This window comes from Streptomyces sp. NPDC047841 (genome assembly GCF_040704085.1).
In the GTDB taxonomy this organism is placed as follows: Bacteria; Actinomycetota; Actinomycetes; order Streptomycetales; family Streptomycetaceae; genus Streptomyces; species Streptomyces argyrophylli.
The window spans coordinates 301538-322149 of the sequence record NZ_JBEYRP010000006.1; the positions used below are offsets into that span (position 1 = coordinate 301538).

Here is a 20612-nt window from a genome sequence, read left to right on the forward strand (position 1 = left end):
GTACCGGTGCCGGCAGGTACCGGGACCGGCCGGACAGGTGCGGCGCCCCGTCTCCGGAGGCGCGGCCCACTGGTGCCACAGCCTCCGCCTCCGCCTCCGCGACCTCCGTCCGCCCCCGTTGTCAGTGCCCACCCGCACAATGGATGCCGGAACGCGGAGTGTGACGGAAGGGCGGCGTGACCCATGACCGTGTGGGACGACCTCGTCGGGCAGGAGCAGGTGAGCGCGGTGCTGGACGCCGCCGCGCGGGACGCCGACGCCCTCGTCACGGCCGCCGCGGCGGACCAGCCGCTGCCCGAGACGTCGAAGATGACGCACGCCTGGCTCTTCACCGGCCCGCCCGGCGCGGGCCGGAACCAGGCGGCCAGGGCCTTCGCCGCCGCCCTGCAGTGCGTGAGCCCCGACCGCGCGCTCGGCGGCGCCCCCGGCTGCGGCTTCTGCGACGGCTGCCACACCGCGCTGCTCGGCACCCACGCGGATGTCACGACGGTCGCCGCGGTCGGCTCCGAGATCCTGGTCAAGGACATGCGGGACACGGTCCGCAAGTCGTTCACCTCCCCGGCGAACGGCCGCTGGCAGATCATCCTGGTCGAGGACGCCGAGCGGCTGAACGAGAAGTCGGCCAACGCGGTGCTCAAGGCGGTGGAGGAGCCCGCCCCGCGTACGGTCTGGCTGCTGTGCGCCCCCTCCGTCGAGGACGTCCTGCCGACCATCCGCTCCCGTTGTCGCCATCTGAACCTGCGCACGCCGTCCGTCGAGGCGGTCGCCGGCATGCTCATGCGACGCGACGGCATCGAACCCGAGCTGGCCGCGTCCGCCGCCCGCGCCACCCAGGGGCACGTGGACCGGGCCCGCCGCCTGGCCACCGACCCGGCGGCCCGCGAGCGCCGGGCCGCCGTGCTGAAGCTCCCGCTGCGGCTGGACGAGGTCGGCGCCTGTCTGAGGGCCGCCCAGGAGCTGGTCGACGCGGCCGCCGAGGACGCCAGACAGCTCGCCGAGGAGATGGACGGCAAGGAGACCGAGGAGCTGAAGGCAGCGCTCGGCGCGGCGCAGGGCGGTCGCATGCCGCGCGGCACGGCGGGGGTGATGAAGGATCTGGAGGACATGCAGAAGCGCCGCAGAACCCGTACGCAGCGCGACAGCCTGGACGTCGCCCTCGGCGATCTCACCGCGTTCTACCGCGACGTCCTCGCCCTGCAACTCGGTACGCGCGTGGCGCTCGCCAACGCCGACGCGGAGGACGCCCTGGAGCGGCTGGCCCGGGCCGGAACCCCGGAGTCCACCCTCCGCCGCATCGAGGCGATCGCCGCGTGCCGCGAGGCCCTGGACCGCAATGTGGCTCCGCTGCTGGCGGTGGAGGCGATGACGATGGCGCTGCGCGCGGGATGAGGGGCTTCGTCCCTGAGGGCGCCCGGCGGGCAGGGCTGGGGCCGTCGGGGCAACCTGTCCGTTGAGGGTGACCCGGCGGGGCAGGGCTCAGGCCGTCAGGGTGACTGGCCCAGCGGGGGAACCAGCGGGGGGCCGGCCCAGGGAGGGCGACCGTGCAGCGCTCGGCCCGGCAGGGCGACCGGCTGACGGGGGAGAAGCCCACGTGTCCCCCGTACGAGCCACAATTGACACGCACCGCACACATCCCGTCGCACATGGTTAGGCTCGCCGGATGCACACCAGGCCCTCCCCCCGCACCCGCCGCACCCGCCGGACCCGGGGCACCCGCGCCCGGACGACGGCCCGCCTCACGGCCACCCTCCTGACGGCCGCCGCACTGCTCGTGTCCGCCTGCTCCTCCGGGAGCTCGACCACATCCTCCGCGGGCGGGACGGTGCAGGCGGCGCTGGCCGCGCTGCCGCATGCGACGCCGTCGGCGCTGACGCCGTACTACGGCCAGCGGTTGAGCTGGCGCGACTGCGGTGTGCCCGGATTCCAGTGCGCGACGATGAAGGCCCCGCTGGACTACGCCAGGCCCGACGCGGGCTCCGTCCGGCTCGCCGTGGCCCGCAAGAGGGCCACCGGCAAGGCCGGGCGGCTCGGCTCCCTGCTGGTCAACCCGGGCGGACCGGGCGGCTCGGCGGTCGGGTACCTCCAGCAGTACGCGGGCATTGGCTACCCGGCCCAGGTCCGGGCCCGCTACGACATGGTCGCGGTGGACCCGCGGGGCGTCGCCCGCAGCGAGCCCGTCCAATGCCTCGACGGGCGGCAGATGGACGCGTACACACAGACCGACCTGACCCCCGACGACCAGCGGGAACGGGACGCGCTGGTCGCGGCGGACCGGAAGTTCGCGGAGAGCTGCGGGGCCCGCTCGGCCCGGCTGCTGCGGCACGTCTCCACCGTCGAGGCGGCACGGGACATGGACATCCTGCGGGCGGCGCTCGGGGACCGGAGGCTCAACTACGTCGGGGCGTCGTACGGCACGTTCCTCGGCGCGACGTACGCCGGACTGTTCCCCCGGCGGGTCGGCCGGATGGTCCTGGACGGCGCGATGGACCCGACCCTGGACGCGCGCAGGCTGAACCTGGACCAGACGGCGGGCTTCGAGACGGCGTTCCAGGCGTTCGCGAAGGACTGCGTACGGCACTCCGACTGCCCGCTCGGCGGGAAGGGCACGACGCCGGCGCGGGTCGGCGCCAACCTGAACGCGTTCTTCCGCAAGCTGGACGGCCACCCCGTCCCGGCGGGCGACGCGGACGGCCGCAAGCTCGGGGAGCCGCTGGCCACGACCGGGGTGATCGCGTCGATGTACGACGAGGGGTCCTGGGAGCAACTGCGCGAGGCGCTGACCTCGGCGATGAAGGAGAACGACGGCGCCGGCCTGCTGTCCCTCGCCGACAGCTACTACGAGCGGGACGCGAACGGCCACTACAGCAATCTGATGATGGCCAACGCCGCGGTGAACTGCCTGGACCTGCCGCCGGCCTTCTCCGGTCCCGAGGACGTCGAGAAGGCGCTGCCCGCGTTCGAGAAGGCGTCCCCGGTCTTCGGCGCGGGGCTGGCCTGGGCCTCGCTGAACTGCGCGTACTGGCCGGTGCGGGCGACGGGCGAGCCGCACCGCATCGAGGCGAAGGGGGCGGCGCCGATCGTGGTGGTCGGCACGGTCCGCGACCCGGCCACCCCCTACCGCTGGGCCCGTTCCCTGGCCCGCCAGCTCTCCTCGTCCCGCCTGCTGACCTACGACGGCGACGGCCACACGGCGTACGGCCGGGGCAGCGCCTGCATCGACACGGCGATCGACACCTACCTCCTGCGCGGCACCCCGCCGGCCGCCGGAAAGCGCTGCTCATAGCCCCTGCCACCCACCCCGGAACCACCCCCTCCGGGGTGGGTGCGAAGCACTCCCGGAAACTGTGTAGACTTACCGACGTTGCCGATCGCACCATGGTGCGGGCAGCACGCCGCTTTAGCTCAGATGGCCAGAGCAACGCACTCGTAATGCGTAGGTCTCGGGTTCGAATCCCGAAAGCGGCTCGGTGAGAGGCCAGGTCATGTCGTTCATGACCTGGCCTTTTCTGTTGTCCGTGGGGGAGCGCGGGGCGGCGCCGGGGCGCAGGCGGGCGGCCAGGAGGGCGATGTCGGGTCCGACGCATCCCGGCTGAACCGGATCAAAGACGCGGCAAAGTGAATCGGTGTCCGGTGAACCCGGGGACCTGAGGCAACATCTTGGTGAATGGCGGGCAGCGCGCGCTCGGGACGCGGTGCCGCCGTCGGCCGGACGGGGTGAGGGACGTGGTGGAGCCGAGGATCGCCGTCGCCGTGGTGACCATGGGCAACCGGCCCGCCGAGGTCGACGCCCTGCTGGAGTCCGTGGCCAAGCAGGACCTCGCCCCCGCCCGCATCGTGATCGTCGGCAACGGCTGCCGGCTGCCCGAGTTCGCCCGCCGGCTCTCGCTGCCCGGCGAGGTCACCACCATCGACGTCGAGGAGAACCTCGGCTGCCCGGGCGGCCGGAACGTCGCCCTCGCCCGGCTGCGGGAGTTCGGGGACGTCGACGTCGTCGTGGAGCTGGACGACGACGGACTGCTCGTCGACCCCGACGTGCTGCGCCGGGTGCGTGACCTGTACGCCGCCGACCCGCGCCTCGGCATCGTCGGCTTCCGCATCGCCGACGAGCGCGGCGAGACCCAGCAGCGGCACGTGCCGAGGATCGGCGGGTCCGATCCGCTGCGCGGCGGCTACGTCACCGGTTTCCTCGGCGGCGGGCACGCCCTGCGCATGGCCATGCTGGCCGAGACCGGTGACTGGCCCGCCGAGTTCTTCTTCGCGCACGAGGAGACCGATCTGGCCTGGCGGGCCGCCGACGCCGGCTGGAAGATCCTGTACGCCCCCGAACTGCTCCTCCAGCACCCCAGGACCTCGCCGGCCCGGCACGCCATCTACTACCGGGTCAACGCACGCAACCGCGTCTGGCTCGTCCGGCGCCGGCTGCCGTTGCCGCTCGTCCCGGTGCACCTCGGGGTGTGGACGCTCCTCACCCTCGCCCGCGCCCGTTCCGCTGCGGGACTCAAGGCATGGTTCGGCGGGTTCGCGGAGGGGCTGCGGGAGCAGGCCGGCGAGCGGCGGCCGATGCGCTGGCGGACGGTGTGGAGACTCACCCGGCTGGGACGCCCGCCGGTGATCTGAGCCCGGGAGCCCAGGAAGCGCCGGAGCGCAGGACGCTCCCGAGCCGAGGAAGCCCCGGAGTCCGGGACAAGAAACGGGACGGGGCCCCGGTCGTTCACCTCCGCCGGCCGGGGCCCTTGTCGTCCCCGGACCCAGCCTGCGGCGACACTCCCCCGAGTTACGCGTGCTACGCGCGCGCCGTCGGGCCGAATCCGATGGAATGATCACATCAGGACGCGCCAACGGATCGCTAACATGTGGCCAACGGCTCGTCAGCGGACCGTGTGGAGCGGTTGGCCGGAAGTTCTCCGGTGGCAGCGGGAACTGCCCCTTCGGGTGGGCGGTTTCGGGCTGCCGGACCGGCGGGGGGCTGGTGGGTCGTCCGACGGTCGGCCCACCGGCGGAGGGTGGCGGGAAACCGCTGTGGACAGGGCGGAATTCCGCCAGGCGACGGCGGGTACCCACCCGCGGCGGAGCGCGGTCGGGCCGACCGCGCGGGAAGGCAGTGGAGCGGCGTGATGCGGCGGTGCGAGCTGCGCTTCGGACTGCTGGGACCGCCGGTCCTCTACGACCGTCCGCGGTACGGGATGTCGTACGACAGCTCTTACGCCGCCGCGCCTCCGGAAACCCCTGGCACGTCTTCGGGGACCTCCGGTACCGGAACCGGATTCTCCGGTGCCGGAGGTGAATCCTCCGGTACCGGAACCCAATCCTCCGGTGCCGGATCTGATCCCTCCGGTGCCGGACCCGAATCCACCGGTGCCGCGTCCGAATCCTCCGGCCCCCTCACCCCCCGCCGTCCCGCAGGGAAGGCCGGCCACGACGCCACCGACCACGGTGTCCGGGCCATCGGCAGCCCCAAGGTCCGCGCCCTGCTCGCCGCGCTGCTGCTGGAACCCGGCCGGGTCGTGTCGGTCGAGGCGCTGAAGGACGCGCTGTGGGGCGGCGCGCCGCCCGTCTCCGCGCAGGCCTCCCTGCACAACCACGTCACCCGGTTGCGCCGGCTCCTCGACGACCCCGAGCGGCTCAGGGCCGTACCGCCGGGTTATGTGCTGCGGGTCGACCACGGCGAACTGGACGTGCACGTCTTCGACGCCCGGGTCGCCGAGGCGCGCGCCGCGCACGCCCGGCGCGACTGGCCGGGCGTCGTACGCGCCTGTGCCTCCGCACTCGCGCTGTGGCGCGGCACGCCCCTCAGCGGGCTCCCCGCCGACATCGGCGGCTACGCCCTCGTGCAGCGCCTGAGCGAGGCGCGGCTGCTCCTGCTGGAGTTGCGCTACGACGCCGAACTCGCCCTCGGCGGTACCCGTTTGGCCGCGCTCGTGCCCGAGCTGGCGGCGCTGGTCGCCGAACATCCGCTGCGCGAGGCGTACCACCGTCAGCTGATGCTCGCCCTGCACCGCACCGGCCGCCAGGCCGAGGCCCTCGCCGTCCACCGTGATCTGCGTGCCCGCCTGGTCGAGGAACTCGGCATCGAACCCGGCCCGGCGGTCCGCGAGGCGCATGTCGAGGTGCTGCGGGGGAGCGGTGAGGAGCGTCGGCGCGGCTCGGAGTGCGGCGACTCCTCGCTGCGGGCCGGGGGGAGTGGACGGCCGTGCCGGTCGGGCGACCCGACCACTGACGACGGCGCCGACGACAGCGACGGCGACGGTGACGACGCTCACGGCGGCGAGGGCGACCGCACCGGTGCCGGTACCCCCAGCGGCACGGGTACCGGCCCCGGCACCGGCACCGCCGGCGGCTCCGTGGGCCGTGCCGTGCCCCAAGCAGCCCCCGCGTCACCCTCCGCGCCCCCCACGGCCTCCGCGTCCGCGCGGGAAGCCGACGGACCCGCCGTTCGGCAGCCCCCCCGTCCGGCCCAGCTGCCCGCCCCGCCGGCCCACTTCACCGGCCGTGCCGACGTGCGCCGCGAGCTGCGCCGCACGCTGACCGAGCCGTCCGCTCCGGCCCCCGCCGTCGCGGTGGTCAGCGGTATGGCCGGGATCGGCAAGAGCGCGCTGGCCCTGCATGTGGCCCATGAGTTGAGGGAACGTTTCACCGACGGTCAGCTCTACGTCAACCTGCACGGCGCCACCCCCGGCATGACCCCGCTCACCGCCACGCAGGCGCTCTCCGCGCTGCTGCGCGACCTCGGCACCGAGCCCCGGCATATCCCGGAACACCCGGATGCGGCCGCCGCGTTGCTCCGCTCACTGCTCGCGCCCGCGAGAATCCTGCTGGTGCTGGACGACGCGGCGAACGCGGCCCAGGTTCGGCCCCTGCTGCCGGCCGGGCCCGACTGCGCGGTGATCGTCACCAGCCGCTCCCCGCTCGCCGCGCTCGACGGCGCCCGTCGCTTCCCGCTCTCCCCACTGACCGGCGAGGACAGCGCGGCCCTGTTGCGCGCGGTGAGCGGGCGCGCGGGACTGGACGCCGGGCACGCGCTGGTCGAGCTGACCGGCCGGCTCCCGCTGGCGTTGCGCGTGGTCGCCGCCCGGCTCGCGGCCCGCCGCGCCCTGACCCCGGACGTGCTGGCCGGCCAACTCGCCGAGACCGGCGGGCGGTTGCGACACCTGGAGTACGACGACCTGAGCGTCCGCCGCTCCCTGGCCGTCGCCCACGACGCGCTCGCCGCCGCCGAGCGCGAGGCCGACCGGGACGCGGCCCTCGCCCTGCGCCACATCGGCGCGCTCGACCTGCCCACCTACGGAGCCCCGCTGATCGCACGGCTCACCGGCATGGACGAGCGCCGCGCCGAGGCCGCTCTGGACCGGCTGGTCGACGTCGCCCTCCTGGAGGAAACGGCGTACGGCCGCTACGCGCCCCACGACCTGGTCCGCGACTTCGCCCGCGAACTGGCCGACGCCGCGCCCCGCCCCGCCGCGGACGAGTCCTCCACGGAGAGCCCCGGCGCCGCCGGCAACGGCACCCCCGGCACCCCCGACGCCACCGGGGTGGCCGGCCTCGCCGCCCCGAACCACTCACCCGGCCAGGACTCCGCCTACGCCACCCCCGATCGCGCACCCGGCCACGGACCGACCCCCTCCGTCCCCGACCCCACACCCCGCCCCGAACCCATCCCCCTCGCCCCCGATCTGGTCGCCCTGCGCTGGTACGCCGCCATGGCCGAGCGGGTGCTGTCGGTGGTCGTGGAGCCGGGGCTCGATCAGGACGACCGGCGGCGGCCGACCTCCGCGCAGCCGACGGGGCACGCGGCGGACGTGGCGGCCCTGGCGGCCTTCGAGTCGGCCGAGGAGGCCTTCGCCTGGGGCGAGCTGGAGCTGGAGAACGTCGTCACCCTGGTGGCACGCAACGCGGACACCGACGATCCGCGCACGGCCGCCCATCTCTCCTCACTCGTACGGCTCCTCTTCCCCTATGTGCAGCGCAGCGGCCGGGTCGCCGAGATGGAGGTGCTGGGGCGGGCCGCACTGGGCGCCGCGCGGCGGCTGCGGGACCCGGAGGCCGAGGCGTACGCGCTGGGGGACCTCGCGGGCCTGCACTTCCTGACCGGCCGGCAGAACGACGCCCTCGCCCTGACCGACCAGGCCCTGGCGATCTGGGAGCGGCTGGGCACGGCCTCCCGGATCCGGCGCTGCCTGAACAACCGCGGGCTGCTGCTGGAGGGACTGGGGCGGTTCCGGGAGTCGGGGGAGGCGCTGCGGCAGAGCCTCGCCTACTCGCGGCTGCTGAACGACCCTTACGGCGAGGCCGTCACCCGCAGCCACCTGGGCAACCTCTACGAACACACCGACCCGCGCGCGGCCATCGAACAGCACCGGCGTTCGCTGGCCATCGGGGACGAGATCGGCGCCGTCATCGTGCAGCACTCGGCGCACTGCAACATCGGCTACGCCCATCTGACGCTCGGCGAACCGGCCGCCGCCGCCCGGCACTTCGAGGAGAGCCTGCGCATCCTCGGCGGTCCCGGCGACTGGCACGGCGAGTCCCAGACCCGGCTCGGCCTGGTCCGCGCGCTGCGGCGGCTGGGGCAGGCCGAGCGGGCGGCGGACGAGTGCGCCGAGCTGCTGCGCCGGGCCGACGCCCGCGCCGACCGGTACATGGGCGGGCTGGCCCTGCACCAGCACGGCTTCCTGCTGCGCGAGCGGGGGCGACCGGCCGAGGCGTACGACGCCTGGCGCGCGGCCCACGAGGCACTGGACGGCACCGACGAGCAGGCGGTCCTGGCGGAGCTGCGGGAGCTGCTGAGCGGCGGCCCGGCCGCGGGATGAGCCGACGCGGCACCCTGGCCCGGCAGGCGTCACGCGGCCCCTTACTTGGCGTCGGCATAGCACTCCACCACCGCCGTCGTGAACGGGAACCGCACCGGTGTGTCGCCGAAGGTCAGCCGGCCGGCGAGGGCGGCGGACTCGCGGACGGCCTGGACGACGGCGTCGGCCTCCTCGGCGGGGCAGTGCACGATCACCTCGTCGTGCTGGAAGAAGACCAGCTCGGCCTTCAGCCCCGCGCAGGCCCGGCGCAGCGCGGCGAGCAGCAGCAGGGCCCAGTCGGCGGCGCTGCCCTGGACGACGAAGTTCCGTGCGAAGCGGCCCCGCGCGCGGGAGTCGGTCGACGCGTAACCGGGGCCCCAGCCGGTCTGGCCCTCCGGTTCCTCCTCGCCCACGGGGATGCCCGCCTCCTCCGCCGTGTCCTCGCCCGCCCGGACGGCCGGGGGGCAGGTACGGCCCAGCCAGGTGCGCACCAGCCGGCCCTCCTCGCCCGCGCGGGCCGCCTCGTCGACGTGGGCGACGGCCTGGGGGAAGCGGCGGCGGAGCGCGGCGAGGTTCTTCAGGCCGTCCCCGGAGGTCTGGCCGTAGATCGCGCCGAGCACGGCGAGTTTGGCCTGGTCCCGGTCGCCGGAGAAGGCACGGTCGGAGACGGACTGGTAGAGGTCGCTCTCGCGGCCGGCCACCTCCATCAGGCCGGGGTCGCGGGAGATCGCGGCGAGCACGCGCGGCTCCATCTGGTCGGCGTCGGCCACCACCAGCCGCCAGCCGGGATCGGCGACGACGGCCCGGCGGATCACCTTGGGGATCTGCAGCGCGCCCCCGCCGTTGGTCACCCAGCGCCCGGTGACCGTGCCGCCGGCCAGGAACTCGGGGCGGAAACGGCCGTCGCGCACCCAGTCCTGGAGCCAGGACCAGCCGTGGGCCACCCAGATGCGGTACAGCTTCTTGTACTCCAGCAGGGGTTCGACGGCCGGGTGGTCGACGGACTGGATCTCCCAGCGGCGGGTGGACTTCACCTTGATCCCGGCCTGCGCGAAGGCCTTGATCACGTCGGCGGGCAGATCGGGCCGCACCCGGCGGCCGAAGGCGGCGGAGACCTCGTCGGCCAGCTCGGCGAGGCGGCGCGGCTCGCCGCCGCCCGCGTAGCGCTCGCCGAGCAGGTCGCGCAGCAGTGCGCGGTGGACCTCGGCGCTCCAGGGCAGGCCCGCGTGGTTCATCTCGGCGGCGACCAGCGTCCCGGCCGACTCGGCGGCGGTGAGCAGCCGCATGCGGCCGGGGTGGGCGGTCTGCTCGTGGCGCCGCATCTGGTCGGCGTAGACCTCGAGCAGGTCCGGCAGGGGCAGGTGGCTGCCGACGGGTTCGAAGAGCGGGGACTGGGCGCTCGGATCGGCCGCCCGCTGCGGTGGATCGGGCGGGACGGGGCCGCCGCGGAGGCGGGCCAGGGCGGCGGCGGCCGAGCGCGGCTCGCCGTACCGCCCCTCGTGGCCGAGCAGGAGGGTCTCGGCGTCCTCGATGTCGTAGCACCGCTCCACTCGCACCCCCGTGGCGAGCAGTCGCGGGTAGACCTCGGGGGTCGACCGCCACACCCAGCGCGTCACCTCCGGGCGGCTCCGCACCGCCGCGGCGAGATCGCTCTCCCGCCGCACCGGTCCGGCGGGCAGCCCGTCCGGGCCGAGGGGGGCGACGTCCACGCCTCCGTCCTCGGCCGGTGCGAGCGCCCACCGGTCGGTCATGTCTGCGAGTGTGGCAGGGGGGTCTGACAACGGCTCCGGCCTGTGGATCCGGCCGGCTTCAGTCCTGGCCGGGTGCCGGGGACCCGGTCGCCGGCTCCGCTGCCGCGGCTGTCTCCTTCTGCTCCAGCAGCAGCGAAAGCACCTTGTCGACGTACTCCTCGGTGCCCGCCTTGGTGATGCCGAGGTCGCTGAGGACCCCCCGGCCGTTCTCGTGCTCCAGCAGGGCGAGCAGGAGGTGCTCGGTGCCGATGTAGTTGTGGCCGAGCCGCAGGGCCTCGCGGAAGGTGAGTTCCAGGGCCTTCTTGGCCTCGGGACCGTAGGGGACGAGGTCGGGCACGTCGTCCGAGGCGGGCGGGAGCGCGGCGGTCGCGGCCTGGCGTACGGCGTCCAGCGGGACGCCCTGCGCGGTGATCGCCTTCGCGGCCAGGCCCTCCGGCTCGGCCAGGAGCCCGAGGAGCAGGTGCTCGGGGCGGCCCTCGGCGTTCCGGGCGGCCACCGCCTCGTTGTGGGCGGCCATGACCACGTTCCGCGCGCGCGGGGTGTAGCGGCTGAAGCCCTGGCTGGGGTCGAGGTCGGTGGACTCCTTGGGCACGAACCGCTTCTGCGCCGCCTGCCGGGTCACGCCCATGCTGCGCCCGATGTCGGTCCAGGAAGCGCCCGAGCGGCGGGCCTGGTCGACGAAGTGCCCGATCAGGTGGTCGGCCACGTCACCGAGGTGATCGGCGGCGATCACCGCGTCCTGGAGCTGGTCGAGGGGTTCGCTGTGAACCTTCTTGATCGCCTCGATGAGGTCGTCGAGGCGTACGGATGCCGTGATGTTCGGGTTGGTCGCCATAGCGTCAACCGTAGGTTGCGCTCTCGTGAGTGTCAACCGATGGTTGACACTCCTCTGCCGCCCCTCCCGACCCCCCTCCTCTCCACCCGCCGGGACTGTTATCCACAGCCTGTGGACAACAATCGTGCACTGTCGGCGTGGCATGGCACGATCGACAGCGTGACCAGCACCGCCAGCACCGTCGAACGGGCCTTCCGGGCCGCCCTCTACGACGACACCGACACCGGCCTCGACACGGGCGCCTCCCTGCTCGCCGCCGACCCGGGCGCCGACGCCGAACTGGCGCGGCGCGGCGAGGACTTCGTGGCCGGAGCCTGGCAGCGCGGCTGGCAGCCCGCCGACGTCGTACGGCTGGTGCGGCGCGAGCTGGGCGACGCGCACGTCCGGCCGGCCGCCGCACTGATCCGGGCGCAGGCCGGGCGGGACCGCCCGCGCGGGCGCCGCTGGGCCGACCAGCTCGCGGCGCTGCCCGCCGACCCCGAGCGCACCGCCGACCGCTTCTCGCACGCCACGGCGGTCCTGGAGCTGTACCGCCTGCTGCTGCGCCTGCCCGCCCTGGAGCCCCTGGACGAGGAGGCCCGGCGCACTCCCGGTCCGGGCGCCTCCCGCATGCTCACCCGCATCCGCGCGCTGCTCGCCAAGGCCGAGGCCACCGGCTATCCGGAGGAGGCTGAGGCGCTCAGCGCCAAGGCGCAGGAGCTGATGGCCCGGTACAGCGTCGACGAGGCGCTGCTCGCCGCCGAGGCGCCCGCGCCGGACGCGCCCGGCGCCTGCCGTATCGGGGTGGAGCCGCCGTACGAACAGGCCAAGGCGGTCCTGCTGGACGCGGTGGCCACGGCGAACCACTGCCGCGCGGTGTGGAACGAACCGTTCGGCTTCTCCACGGTCGTCGGCTTCGAGGCGGATCTGGAGGCGGTCGAGCTGCTCTACACCTCGCTGCTGGTGCAGGCCACGCACGCGATGACGAAGGCGGAGGCCGCCCAGCGAGCCGGCGGGCGCAAGCGGACCAAGACCTTCCGGCAGTCGTTCCTCGCGGCCTACGCGCACCGCGTGGGCGACCGGCTCGCGGCTGCCGCCGAGACCCAGGTGACCCAGGACCTGCTGCCGGTGCTGGCCACACGCGAGACGGCCGTGACCGGCCGGCTGGAGCGCATGTTCCCGGAGACCACGACGACCCGGCTGCGGGGGGTCAGCGACGCGGCGGGCTGGACGGAGGGCGCACGCGCGGCGGACCGGGCCCAGGTCAGATCCCGCCCGCGGCTGGGGTGACGGCCACTCACCGCGTGGCCCGGTCACCGGTCTCGCCTCATGCCGACCCACCCGGTCGCCGACTGTCCGCCCGAAGCCGCGTCCGGTCGCCCGGCCCGGTTCCGGTACCGCCCCGCCCGGTCGCCCGGCCCGGATCCGGTACCGCCCCGCCCGGTCACCGCCATCCGACTCGCTCACCACCACACTCGGCCACCGACCCGCGCGCGTGCCCTGCGGCCGGGTTGGGGACTTGCCAGGTCGCCGGCCCGCGCTCGTGCCTGCTGGCCGGTCGCCGGCCCGCGTCGTGCTCCGTGGCCCGGTCGCCGCTCCGCGCGGGCCTCCCGGCCCGGTCGCCGTCCCCGCACCCGTGCTCCGCGGCCTGGTCGTCGACCTGCTCGGTTGCCGGCCCGCGTGCGTGCCTCGCGGCACGGTTGCGGACTTGCCCGGTCGCCGGCCCGTGCTTGTGCCTCCTGGCCGGGTCGCCGATCCGCGCGCATGTCCCGCGGCTGGGTCGTAGACCCGCCCGGTAGCCGACCCGCGCGCGTGTCCCGCGGCCCGGTCGCGGACCTGCCCCGGTCGCCGGCCCGGGCTCCCGCCCCCCGGCCCGGAGACCGACCCCGCGGCCGCGCTCCCCGGCCCGGTCGCAGACCCGTCCGGCCGCCGACTGGCTTGCCTCGCCGACTGGCTCGCTCGCCGTTCCGCCCACTCGCCGGCCCGCGTCCGTTCCTACCGGCCCACTCGCCGGCCCGCCCAGTCGCCCCGCGACCCCCTCGTCCCCTCAGTCGCCCACCTGCTGGAAGGCGCTCACGGACGCGTCCGGGCCGGTTCCGGTGGTCTTGGCCGCGACCGGGCCGTACTTCCACGGGAAGGTCCGGCCGGTGTCCGAGCCTGGCAGGGTGATCTTCACGGTCTGCGCGGCCAGCGCGTTCTTGGCGCCCTCGGCTCCGCGTACGTAGCTGATCGAGAAGGACGCCGAGTCGCCCTTGGCCAGCTTCAGCTTCTGGGCCTTCGCGCCCTTCAGTACGGGCACCCGGGTCTTGGAACCGCCCCCGTTCAGCACGACGTCCGGGAAGCCGTCCAGGGTGCAGGGGGTGCTCTGATTGGTGATGCTGACCGGGATCTCGCCGGTGTCCCCGGCGGCCGGGGCCACGCTCGCCGCCCCGATCTGCAACGAGACCCCGCCGATCTCGCAGGCGGAGCCGCTCTTGCCGTTCTTGTTCCCGCCGCTGCCGTTGCAGGCGGTCAGCAGCAGAGCGGCGGCGAGAGCGGTGACGGTGAGCGGAATGACGCGCATGAGCAGGTTCCCATCGAGCTGGTGACGGTCTCCCCCGCATCATGGCCCCTGCGTCCGGGACGCGATCACGCACCCCGTCCCGATTCACCACTTCAGATGGTGCTCGGCCGCTTTCGAGCGCCGGGAAAGCGTCCTCACTGCCGTACCGGCGCCGTCGGCAGCCCCGACGGCAGCTTCCCGCCCTCCGCCTTGGTGTACGTCTCCTGGCCGGCCCCGCCCGACCAGGTCACCTTGAGCGTCGTGCCGTCGACCGAGTCGACCATGCCGGTGGAGCGCCCCTTCTCCCCGCCGGTGCACGTCAGATGGATCATCTGCATGCCGTCCTCGGCGCCCGCCGTGCCACTGCACATGGTGCCGCCGGTCGCGAAGATCCCGGCCTTCTTCCCGGTGACCACCAGGGCCACGATCTTGCCGCCGGCGGTGGTGATCCAGCTGCCCTGGAGCTTGGCGGAGCCGCCCGCGGGGGAGGCCGCGCCCGGCGACGGGGTCGCGGTGGAGCTCTTCGAGGGTGACGCCGAGCTGCCCTCCCCGCCCTCGGAACCACCGCCGCCGCACGCCGTGAGTGCCAGCGCGCCCGCCAGCCCGGCGGCCAGGGCCGCGCACCGCCCTCGCGCGCTCGCCCGCGTCCTCGCAGTCGCAGTAGTCACCGGAAGCTCCCTCAGCGATAGCGGCCGGCCGCCCTCGCCGGACGGCCCGCAGCGCAAGCTACCAGCAGTCACCGGGAGGACTTCCGTACGCGGCACGGGAATCCCCGGTGGATTGGAAGGGCCTCGGGAGAGGAGGAGAGTACCTGCCGGCCCGCTCGCAGATGCCCGGCGCCGAGGACCTCCGGCTCCGGGTCGGCCACCGGTACCGGATGACCTCCGTACCCCGTCCCCACGCCCGCTTCTCGGGTGTCGTAGAGGTGGAGGTACCGGCCTACGACACCAAGCGGATGCTGTCCCTCCGCCGGGCGGATGCCGATCCGGCCAACCCGGCCGACTGGACGATCATCTCGACCCTGGAACATGAGGGGCGCGGTACGCGTCTCTTCCTAGTGCACGAGGGGTTCGATCCGGACGGCCCCGCCCAGCCGGTGGCACGCAAGATCGTGGGCGGGGGCCGGAGGGGGCATGGCCTGCCCGCTCCGGGGCAGGCGCTGGAGCGGCTTCGGTAAAGCGGACGTCAAGGCTGTAACCGTGGCACCACTCCCCGTGCACGTGCATTTGCTCATGCAGTTGCACGTGAACAGAGTTATGATCCGGGTCAGTTGACTACAGCATCTATGGCCTCAGCAGCCAGTGCACCACTCGGGGAGCGACCTGTGGACCGCGACGTTGACGGCGTGTACGGCGGGTACGACGTGTACAACGGCATGGCTGCCACGCAGCTGGACGGAGTGGCCTGGCAGAAGAGCAGGCACAGCAACTCGCAGGGGTCCTGCGTGGAGTTCGCGCGGCTGCCGGGCGGCGACGTCGCCGTACGCAACTCGCGCTTCCCGGACGGGCCGGCGCTCGTCTACACGCGCGCGGAGATCGAGGCCATGCTCGCGGGTGTCAAGGACGGCGAGTTCGACCATCTGATCGCGAGCTGACGCCGGCACTCCGCTCTCGCCGCGCCGCTGGCAACGATGTCGGCGGGGCGCAGCGGCGCGGACCGGTGGACGCGCGCGGAAACCGCGCGCCCGCCGGTGCCGAACCGGATCAGCAGGCCGTGTGCAACCGGAACAGCGCCCAGACCACCTTGCCGTCGAGCGTGCCCGCGAGCGGGTGCCAGCCCCAGCTGTCGGCGAAGGAGTCGACCAGGAACAGCCCGCGGCCCGACTCGGCCGAGAAGTCGTCCGAGTCCCGCGGGGCCGGGGTCTCGTGGCTCGGGTCGCGCACCGCGCACACCAGCCGCTCGGTCCAGCGCATCAGGTGCAGCCGTACGGACGGGTGCGCCTCGCCCCCGCGCGGCGCGGCCGGTACCGCGTGGCGCAGCGCGTTGGTGACGAGCTCGGAGACGACGAGGCAGATGTCGTCGAAGCGGTCACCGACGTCCCACTGCTCCAGGGTGCACCGGGTGAAGCGCCGGGCCTCGCGCACCGCCTCGAACCGGGCGGGCAGGGCGCAGGAGGCGGCATCGGACACGGCCGCGGGATCCAGCGGCGGAAGGCCCTGCCGTAACGGCTTGAGCATGGTCGATCCATTCGTCCCCATGCGAGGCACTCCCGGGAATTCGCGGTCGTTGCGATGCAGCGGTGGCGCGGCACCATGGTTTCGGATGCGCACAACAGATGCAAGGGCAGATGCACGTGCACGCGACCGAAATGACACTGCCCGTACCGCTTCTTGGCCATTTTTTCTGCCATCCTGCCGACGTTCCCTGCCAGAGGTCCGGACCTCTCCCGGTCCGCCCCGGGTGGAAATGGGCGGGCTCTTTCCGTTTCCGTAACCGGACGAGTACTGCTCGAAGTGTTTTAGTGGCAGACTTCGGCCCCTGAAGACGGTTGGGGAGGCTGGCGAAAGTGAGCGCGGGAGAGCCCGGATCGGTGGTGCGGCGGATGCTGCTCGGCTCGCAACTCAGGCGACTGCGGGAAGCGCGGGGGATCACGCGCGAGGCGGCGGGGTACTCGATCCGCGCCTCGGAGTCGAAGATCAGCCGGATGGAGCTGGGCCGGGTGAGCTTCAAGACGAGGGACGTCGAGGACCTGCTGACGCTGTACGGCATCACGGACGAGGCGGAGCGCGAGTCGCTGCTCTCCCTCGCCCGGGAGGCCAACGTGGCGGGCTGGTGGCACAGCTACACCGACGTCCTGCCCAGCTGGTTCCCCACCTACGTGGGCCTGGAGGGCGCCGCCTCGCTGATCCGCGCGTACGAGGTGCAGTTCGTGCACGGCCTGCTGCAGACCGAGGAGTACGCCCGCGCGGTGGTCCGGCGCGGGATGAGGGGCGCGAGCCTCGCCGACGTCGAACGCCGGGTCGCGCTGCGCCTGGAGCGGCAGAAGTACCTGCTCGCCGACAACGCCCCCGAGTTCCACGTCGTCCTGGACGAGGCCGCCCTGCGCCGCCCCTACGGGGACCGCGAGGTGATGCGCGGCCAGCTCCAGCACCTGATCGACATCTCCGAGCGGCCCAACGTACGGCTCCAGGTCATGCCGTTCAGCTTCGGCGGGCACGCCGGCGAGAGCGGCGCCTTCACCATCCTCAGCTTCCCCGAGTCCGACCTGTCCGACGTGGTCTACATGGAGCAGCTGACCAGCGCCCTCTACCTGGACAAGCGCGAGGACGTCGCCCAGTACGAGCAGGCCCTGAAGGAACTCCAGCAGGACAGCCCCGGCCCGGACGAGAGCCGCGACCTCCTGCGCGGCCTGCTGCAGCTCTCCTGACGAGCCCCAACTCTGGTGACTCGCAAGTAGGATGACGCTCGATCAGACCCGGCATAGATCTGTGGCCGCTAGCGATTGAGGGATCACATGTCGTCCTACTTCACCGACCTGGCCCAGCAGTACATCGACGGCGAGTGGCGGCCGGGCACCGGCTCCTGGGACGTCATCGACTTCAACCCCTACGACGACGAGAAGCTGGCCTCGATCACGGTGGCCACGGTCGACGAGGTGGACGAGGCCTACCAGGCCGCCGCCCGGGCCCAGAAGAAGTGGGCCGAGACCAACCCCTACGCCCGGCGCGCGGTCTTCGAGCGGGCCCTGCGGCTGATAGAGGACCGCGAGCAGGAGATAGCCGACCTGATCATCGCGGAGCTGGGCGGCACGCGCGTCAAGGCCGGCTTCGAGCTGCACCTCGCCAAGGAGTTCCTGCGCGAGTCGGTCCACCTCGCGCTGCGCCCCGAGGGCCGGATCCTGCCCTCCCCGGTCGAGGGCAAGGAGAACCGCGTCTACCGCGTGCCGGTCGGCGTCGTGGGCGTCATCAGCCCCTTCAACTTCCCGTTCCTGCTGTCGCTGAAGTCGGTCGCGCCGGCCCTCGCGCTCGGCAACGGCGTGGTGCTCAAGCCGCACCAGAACACCCCGATCGCCGGCGGCACCCTGCTCGCGAAGATCTTCGAGGACGCCGGGCTGCCCGGCGGCCTGCTCAACGTCGTCGTCACCGACATCGCCGAGATCGGTGACGCGTTCCTGGAGCACCCCGTCCCGAAGGTCATCTCCTTCACCGGTTCGGACAAGGTCGGCCGGCACGTCGCCACCGTCTGCGCCCGGCACTTCAAGCGCGCGGTGCTCGAACTGGGCGGCAACAGCGCGCTGGTGGTGCTGGACGACGCCGACATCGACTACGCGGTGGACGCGGCCGTCTTCAGCCGGTTCGTGCACCAGGGCCAGGTCTGCATGGCCGCCAACCGGGTCCTCGTGGACGCGTCCGTGGCCGACGAGTTCACCGAGAAGTTCGTCGCCAAGGTCCGCACCCTCAAGGTCGGCGACCCCCGCGACCCGCAGACCGTGATCGGCCCGGTGATCAACTCCGCGCAGGCGGGCGCCGTCTCCGGCACCGTGGAGCAGGCGCTCGCCGAGGGCGCCACCGCCCTGGTGCGCGGCGCCACGACCAACAACCTGGTCGAGCCGACCGTGCTGACCGGCGTCCCGGCCGGCTCCCCGCTGCTCCAGCAGGAGGTCTTCGGCCCGGTCGTCTTCCTCCTCACGTTCGACGGCGAGGAGGAGGCGGTGCGGATCGTCAACGACACCCCGTACGGCCTCAGCGGCGCCGTCCACACGGCCGACATCGAGCGGGGCGTGGCCTTCGCCAAGCGGATCGACACCGGCATGTTCCATGTGAACGACGGCACGGTCCACGACGAGCCGATCGTGCCCTTCGGCGGCGAGAAGCACTCCGGTCTCGGCCGTCTCAACGGCGAGACCACGATGGAGGCGTTCACCACCGTGAAGTGGATCTCGGTGCAGCACGGGCGCAGCGCGTTCCCGTTCTAGCCGCGCCCCCGTCGTCCCGCCTCCCGCTCTCCCGCGCCTCCTGCCGTCCCGCGCCCGGCTTTCCGGCGCCCTCGCGCGCGCGGGCCCTTGCGGACAGCACCTGACCGCAAGGGTCCGTAGCGTCGTCGGTGTCGGGGGAACCGCCCCGGCGAACCGGTCCGACGAAAGGCGGCAGGCCATGGTCACGCACGTTGCGGCGGAGGCGGACGGCGACGAGCGCGGGGCGCTGCTCGCGTTCATCGAGGAACAGCGCGGAGGCATCCGCCGGGCACTGCTCGGGCTGACCGAGGAGCAGGCCCGTACCCGCCCCAGCGTCAGCGAGCTGTCCCTGGGCGGGCTGCTCAAGCACGTCGCCGAGACGGAGCAGAGCTGGATCGCCCGCGCGAAGCAGGAGCCGCCGGCGGTGCGGCGCGACGAGTCCAACTGGCACGAGACCTTCCGGCTGGCCGATGACGAGACGGTGGCCTCGCAACTGGCGTACTGGGAGCAGGTCGCCGCGGGGACGGAGAAGTTCGTCCGCTCGGCGCCCAGCCTGGACGACACCTTCCCGCTGCCGCCCGACCCCTGGTTCCCGCCGGAGGGCCGTGTGTCGGTGCGCTGGCTGTGTCTGCACCTGATCCGGGAGACGGCCCGGCACGCCGGTCACGCCGACATCATTCGCGAGTCCCTGGACGGGAAGACCGCGTTCGAGCTCGTGGCGCTGGAGCGGGGCGGCTCCTGACGGTGATCGCGGGGTCCTAACCTGGACCTCATGTCAGCGATCCGTCTTCTCGTGCTGGGCGCCGTCCGCCAGCACGGGCGGGCCCATGGCTACCAGGTCCGCAACGACCTGGAGTACTGGGGCGCGCACGAGTGGTCCAACGCCAAGCCGGGCTCGGTCTACCACGCCCTGAAGCAGATGGCCAAGCAAGGACTGCTGCACGCGCACGAGATCGCGCCGTCCACGGCCGGCGGGCCGCCGCGGGTGGAGTACGAGATCACGGACCCGGGCGAGGACGAGTTCTTCCGGCTGCTGCGCGAGTCCCTGGTCGCCTACGACCAGAAGACGGACATCCAGTCCGCGGCGATCGGCTTCCTGGTCGAACTGCCGCGCACGGAGGCCCTGGAGCTGCTGCGGGAACGGATCCGCCGGATCGCCCGGTGGCGAACCGCCGTCACCGAGCACTACGTCCCCGAGGGCGGCCCGGAGCAGCTCGGCCACATCGGGGAGATCATGCGCCTCTGGGTCCACACGGCCGACTCCGACGCGGCCTGGACCCAGGGGCTCATCGACCGTCTGGAGGCGGGCGCGTACACCTTCGCGGGGGAGGGCGAGCCGTTCGTGGGCGTGCTCGCCGAGGGGCAGGAGAACCCGTACGCGACAGCGGAGCGGCATCCGGAGGACGACCGCTGAGCAGACGGACGGCGCGGGCGGGGCCACCCCGGTCCGCGATCCTGCCCGCCCTAGGCCCGGCAGCGGGCGTGTCCGGGTCGCCGGGCACGACGTGCTGACCGACGCCCGCGCGGTCCGCCGGCGCATCGGTCCGCCGGGCCGGCACGCGGCCCTGGACGAGCGGTTCGACGGCCGGCGGAACCTGGAGACGTCCGCCCGTCCGCACCACCTCGGCGCCCGCCACGCGCGCGTGCGCGCCACGGAGCTCCTGGAGCGCTTCGGCCTCACCGGCACCGGGCGGATCCCGGTCGCCCGCTCCGGCGCAGCGGCGGCATGCGCCGCCGCCTGGACCTGGCCGCCTCCCTGACCACCGACCCCGCGGTGCCGTTCCTGGACGAGCCCGCCACCGGCCTGCCTGGTTCGCCTGATGGA

Annotated in this window: 16 protein-coding genes, 1 tRNA gene and 1 pseudogene; 13 read left to right on the plus strand and 5 right to left on the minus strand. The window is 73.6% G+C overall.

Annotated features, from left to right (window positions below):
* Nucleotides 1-183 precede the first annotated feature (183 nt).
* From AB0947_RS12010 to AB0947_RS12030, 5 genes are all read left to right on the plus strand, one after another.
* Nucleotides 184-1389, plus strand: a complete 1206-nt coding sequence (locus tag AB0947_RS12010) for a DNA polymerase III subunit delta' (RefSeq protein ID WP_366750222.1) — start codon at nucleotides 184-186, stop codon at nucleotides 1387-1389.
* Between the two features lie 271 nt (nucleotides 1390-1660).
* Nucleotides 1661-3283: an alpha/beta hydrolase gene (locus tag AB0947_RS12015; protein ID WP_366750223.1), complete on the plus strand. Its 1623-nt coding sequence runs from the start codon at nucleotides 1661-1663 to the stop codon at nucleotides 3281-3283.
* Nucleotides 3284-3391: 108 nt separating this feature from the next.
* Nucleotides 3392-3465 (plus strand) — tRNA-Thr (locus tag AB0947_RS12020).
* Between the two features lie 258 nt (nucleotides 3466-3723).
* On the plus strand, nucleotides 3724-4617 hold the full coding sequence (locus AB0947_RS12025) for a glycosyltransferase (protein WP_366750224.1): 894 nt from the start codon (nucleotides 3724-3726) through the stop codon (nucleotides 4615-4617).
* A 497-nt stretch (nucleotides 4618-5114) separates the two neighbouring features.
* A complete protein-coding gene (locus tag AB0947_RS12030) occupies nucleotides 5115-8807 on the plus strand; it encodes a BTAD domain-containing putative transcriptional regulator (RefSeq protein WP_366750225.1) in 3693 nt (1230 codons plus the stop codon).
* 41 nt (nucleotides 8808-8848) lie between these two features.
* On the opposite strand, the gene AB0947_RS12035 is transcribed toward AB0947_RS12030, so the two are convergent.
* Nucleotides 8849-10537, minus strand: coding sequence for a bifunctional 3'-5' exonuclease/DNA polymerase (locus AB0947_RS12035; protein WP_366750226.1), 1689 nt, complete (start codon nucleotides 10535-10537; stop codon nucleotides 8849-8851).
* Between the two features lie 58 nt (nucleotides 10538-10595).
* A complete protein-coding gene (locus AB0947_RS12040) occupies nucleotides 10596-11372 on the minus strand; it encodes a Clp protease N-terminal domain-containing protein (protein WP_366750227.1) in 777 nt (258 codons plus the stop codon).
* A 159-nt stretch (nucleotides 11373-11531) separates the two neighbouring features.
* On the opposite strand from AB0947_RS12040, the gene AB0947_RS12045 reads away from it, so the two are divergent.
* Nucleotides 11532-12641, plus strand: coding sequence for a DUF2786 domain-containing protein (locus AB0947_RS12045; RefSeq protein WP_366750228.1), 1110 nt, complete (start codon nucleotides 11532-11534; stop codon nucleotides 12639-12641).
* A 757-nt stretch (nucleotides 12642-13398) separates the two neighbouring features.
* Here the strand turns inward: AB0947_RS12045 and AB0947_RS12050 are convergent.
* A complete protein-coding gene (locus AB0947_RS12050) occupies nucleotides 13399-13914 on the minus strand; it encodes a DUF4232 domain-containing protein (RefSeq protein ID WP_366750229.1) in 516 nt (171 codons plus the stop codon).
* 134 nt (nucleotides 13915-14048) lie between these two features.
* Nucleotides 14049-14561: a hypothetical protein gene (locus AB0947_RS12055; protein ID WP_366750230.1), complete on the minus strand. Its 513-nt coding sequence runs from the start codon at nucleotides 14559-14561 to the stop codon at nucleotides 14049-14051.
* A gap of 107 nt (nucleotides 14562-14668) precedes the next feature.
* Between AB0947_RS12055 and AB0947_RS12060 the strand changes: the two genes are divergently transcribed.
* Both AB0947_RS12060 and AB0947_RS12065 read left to right on the plus strand, forming a co-directional pair.
* On the plus strand, nucleotides 14669-15070 hold the full coding sequence (locus tag AB0947_RS12060; protein ID WP_366750231.1) for an SRPBCC domain-containing protein: 402 nt from the start codon (nucleotides 14669-14671) through the stop codon (nucleotides 15068-15070).
* Nucleotides 15071-15217: 147 nt separating this feature from the next.
* Nucleotides 15218-15487 carry a DUF397 domain-containing protein gene (locus AB0947_RS12065; RefSeq protein ID WP_366750232.1) on the plus strand — a complete coding sequence of 90 codons (270 nt, stop codon included), beginning with the start codon at nucleotides 15218-15220 and terminating at the stop codon, nucleotides 15485-15487.
* Nucleotides 15488-15596: 109 nt separating this feature from the next.
* Here AB0947_RS12065 and AB0947_RS12070 read toward each other — a convergent pair whose 3' ends face one another.
* The gene (locus AB0947_RS12070; RefSeq protein ID WP_366750233.1) at nucleotides 15597-16070 is read right to left on the minus strand and encodes an ATP-binding protein; all 474 of its coding nucleotides are present in this window, start codon (nucleotides 16068-16070) and stop codon (nucleotides 15597-15599) included.
* A gap of 365 nt (nucleotides 16071-16435) precedes the next feature.
* Between AB0947_RS12070 and AB0947_RS12075 the strand changes: the two genes are divergently transcribed.
* The 5 genes and pseudogenes from AB0947_RS12075 to AB0947_RS12095 form a co-directional block, all read left to right on the plus strand.
* Nucleotides 16436-17260: a helix-turn-helix transcriptional regulator gene (locus AB0947_RS12075; protein ID WP_366750309.1), complete on the plus strand. Its 825-nt coding sequence runs from the start codon at nucleotides 16436-16438 to the stop codon at nucleotides 17258-17260.
* 87 nt (nucleotides 17261-17347) lie between these two features.
* Complete coding sequence (locus tag AB0947_RS12080) at nucleotides 17348-18808, plus strand: aldehyde dehydrogenase family protein (RefSeq protein WP_366750234.1); 1461 nt, start codon at nucleotides 17348-17350, stop codon at nucleotides 18806-18808.
* Nucleotides 18809-18986: 178 nt separating this feature from the next.
* Nucleotides 18987-19529, plus strand: a complete 543-nt coding sequence (locus tag AB0947_RS12085) for a DinB family protein (protein ID WP_366750235.1) — start codon at nucleotides 18987-18989, stop codon at nucleotides 19527-19529.
* A gap of 30 nt (nucleotides 19530-19559) precedes the next feature.
* On the plus strand, nucleotides 19560-20201 hold the full coding sequence (locus AB0947_RS12090) for a PadR family transcriptional regulator (RefSeq protein ID WP_366750236.1): 642 nt from the start codon (nucleotides 19560-19562) through the stop codon (nucleotides 20199-20201).
* A 52-nt stretch (nucleotides 20202-20253) separates the two neighbouring features.
* Nucleotides 20254-20594 (plus strand): annotated as a pseudogene (locus AB0947_RS12095) (ATP-binding cassette domain-containing protein); the annotation flags it as partial.
* Between the last annotated feature and the right edge of the window lie 18 nt (nucleotides 20595-20612).

Coding starts and splice junctions, on each gene's coding strand:
- AB0947_RS12010 (WP_366750222.1), top strand. CDS start 184: ATGACCGTGTGGGACGACCTCGTCGGGCAGGAGCAGGTGAGCGCGGTG.
- AB0947_RS12015 (WP_366750223.1), top strand. CDS start 1,661: ATGCACACCAGGCCCTCCCCCCGCACCCGCCGCACCCGCCGGACCCGG.
- AB0947_RS12030 (WP_366750225.1), top strand. CDS start 5,115: ATGCGGCGGTGCGAGCTGCGCTTCGGACTGCTGGGACCGCCGGTCCTC.
- AB0947_RS12035 (WP_366750226.1), bottom strand. CDS start 10,537: ATGACCGACCGGTGGGCGCTCGCACCGGCCGAGGACGGAGGCGTGGAC.
- AB0947_RS12040 (WP_366750227.1), bottom strand. CDS start 11,372: ATGGCGACCAACCCGAACATCACGGCATCCGTACGCCTCGACGACCTC.
- AB0947_RS12050 (WP_366750229.1), bottom strand. CDS start 13,914: ATGCGCGTCATTCCGCTCACCGTCACCGCTCTCGCCGCCGCTCTGCTG.
- AB0947_RS12070 (WP_366750233.1), bottom strand. CDS start 16,070: ATGCTCAAGCCGTTACGGCAGGGCCTTCCGCCGCTGGATCCCGCGGCC.
- AB0947_RS12075 (WP_366750309.1), top strand. CDS start 16,436: ATGCTGCTCGGCTCGCAACTCAGGCGACTGCGGGAAGCGCGGGGGATC.
- AB0947_RS12080 (WP_366750234.1), top strand. CDS start 17,348: ATGTCGTCCTACTTCACCGACCTGGCCCAGCAGTACATCGACGGCGAG.
- AB0947_RS12085 (WP_366750235.1), top strand. CDS start 18,987: ATGGTCACGCACGTTGCGGCGGAGGCGGACGGCGACGAGCGCGGGGCG.
- AB0947_RS12090 (WP_366750236.1), top strand. CDS start 19,560: ATGTCAGCGATCCGTCTTCTCGTGCTGGGCGCCGTCCGCCAGCACGGG.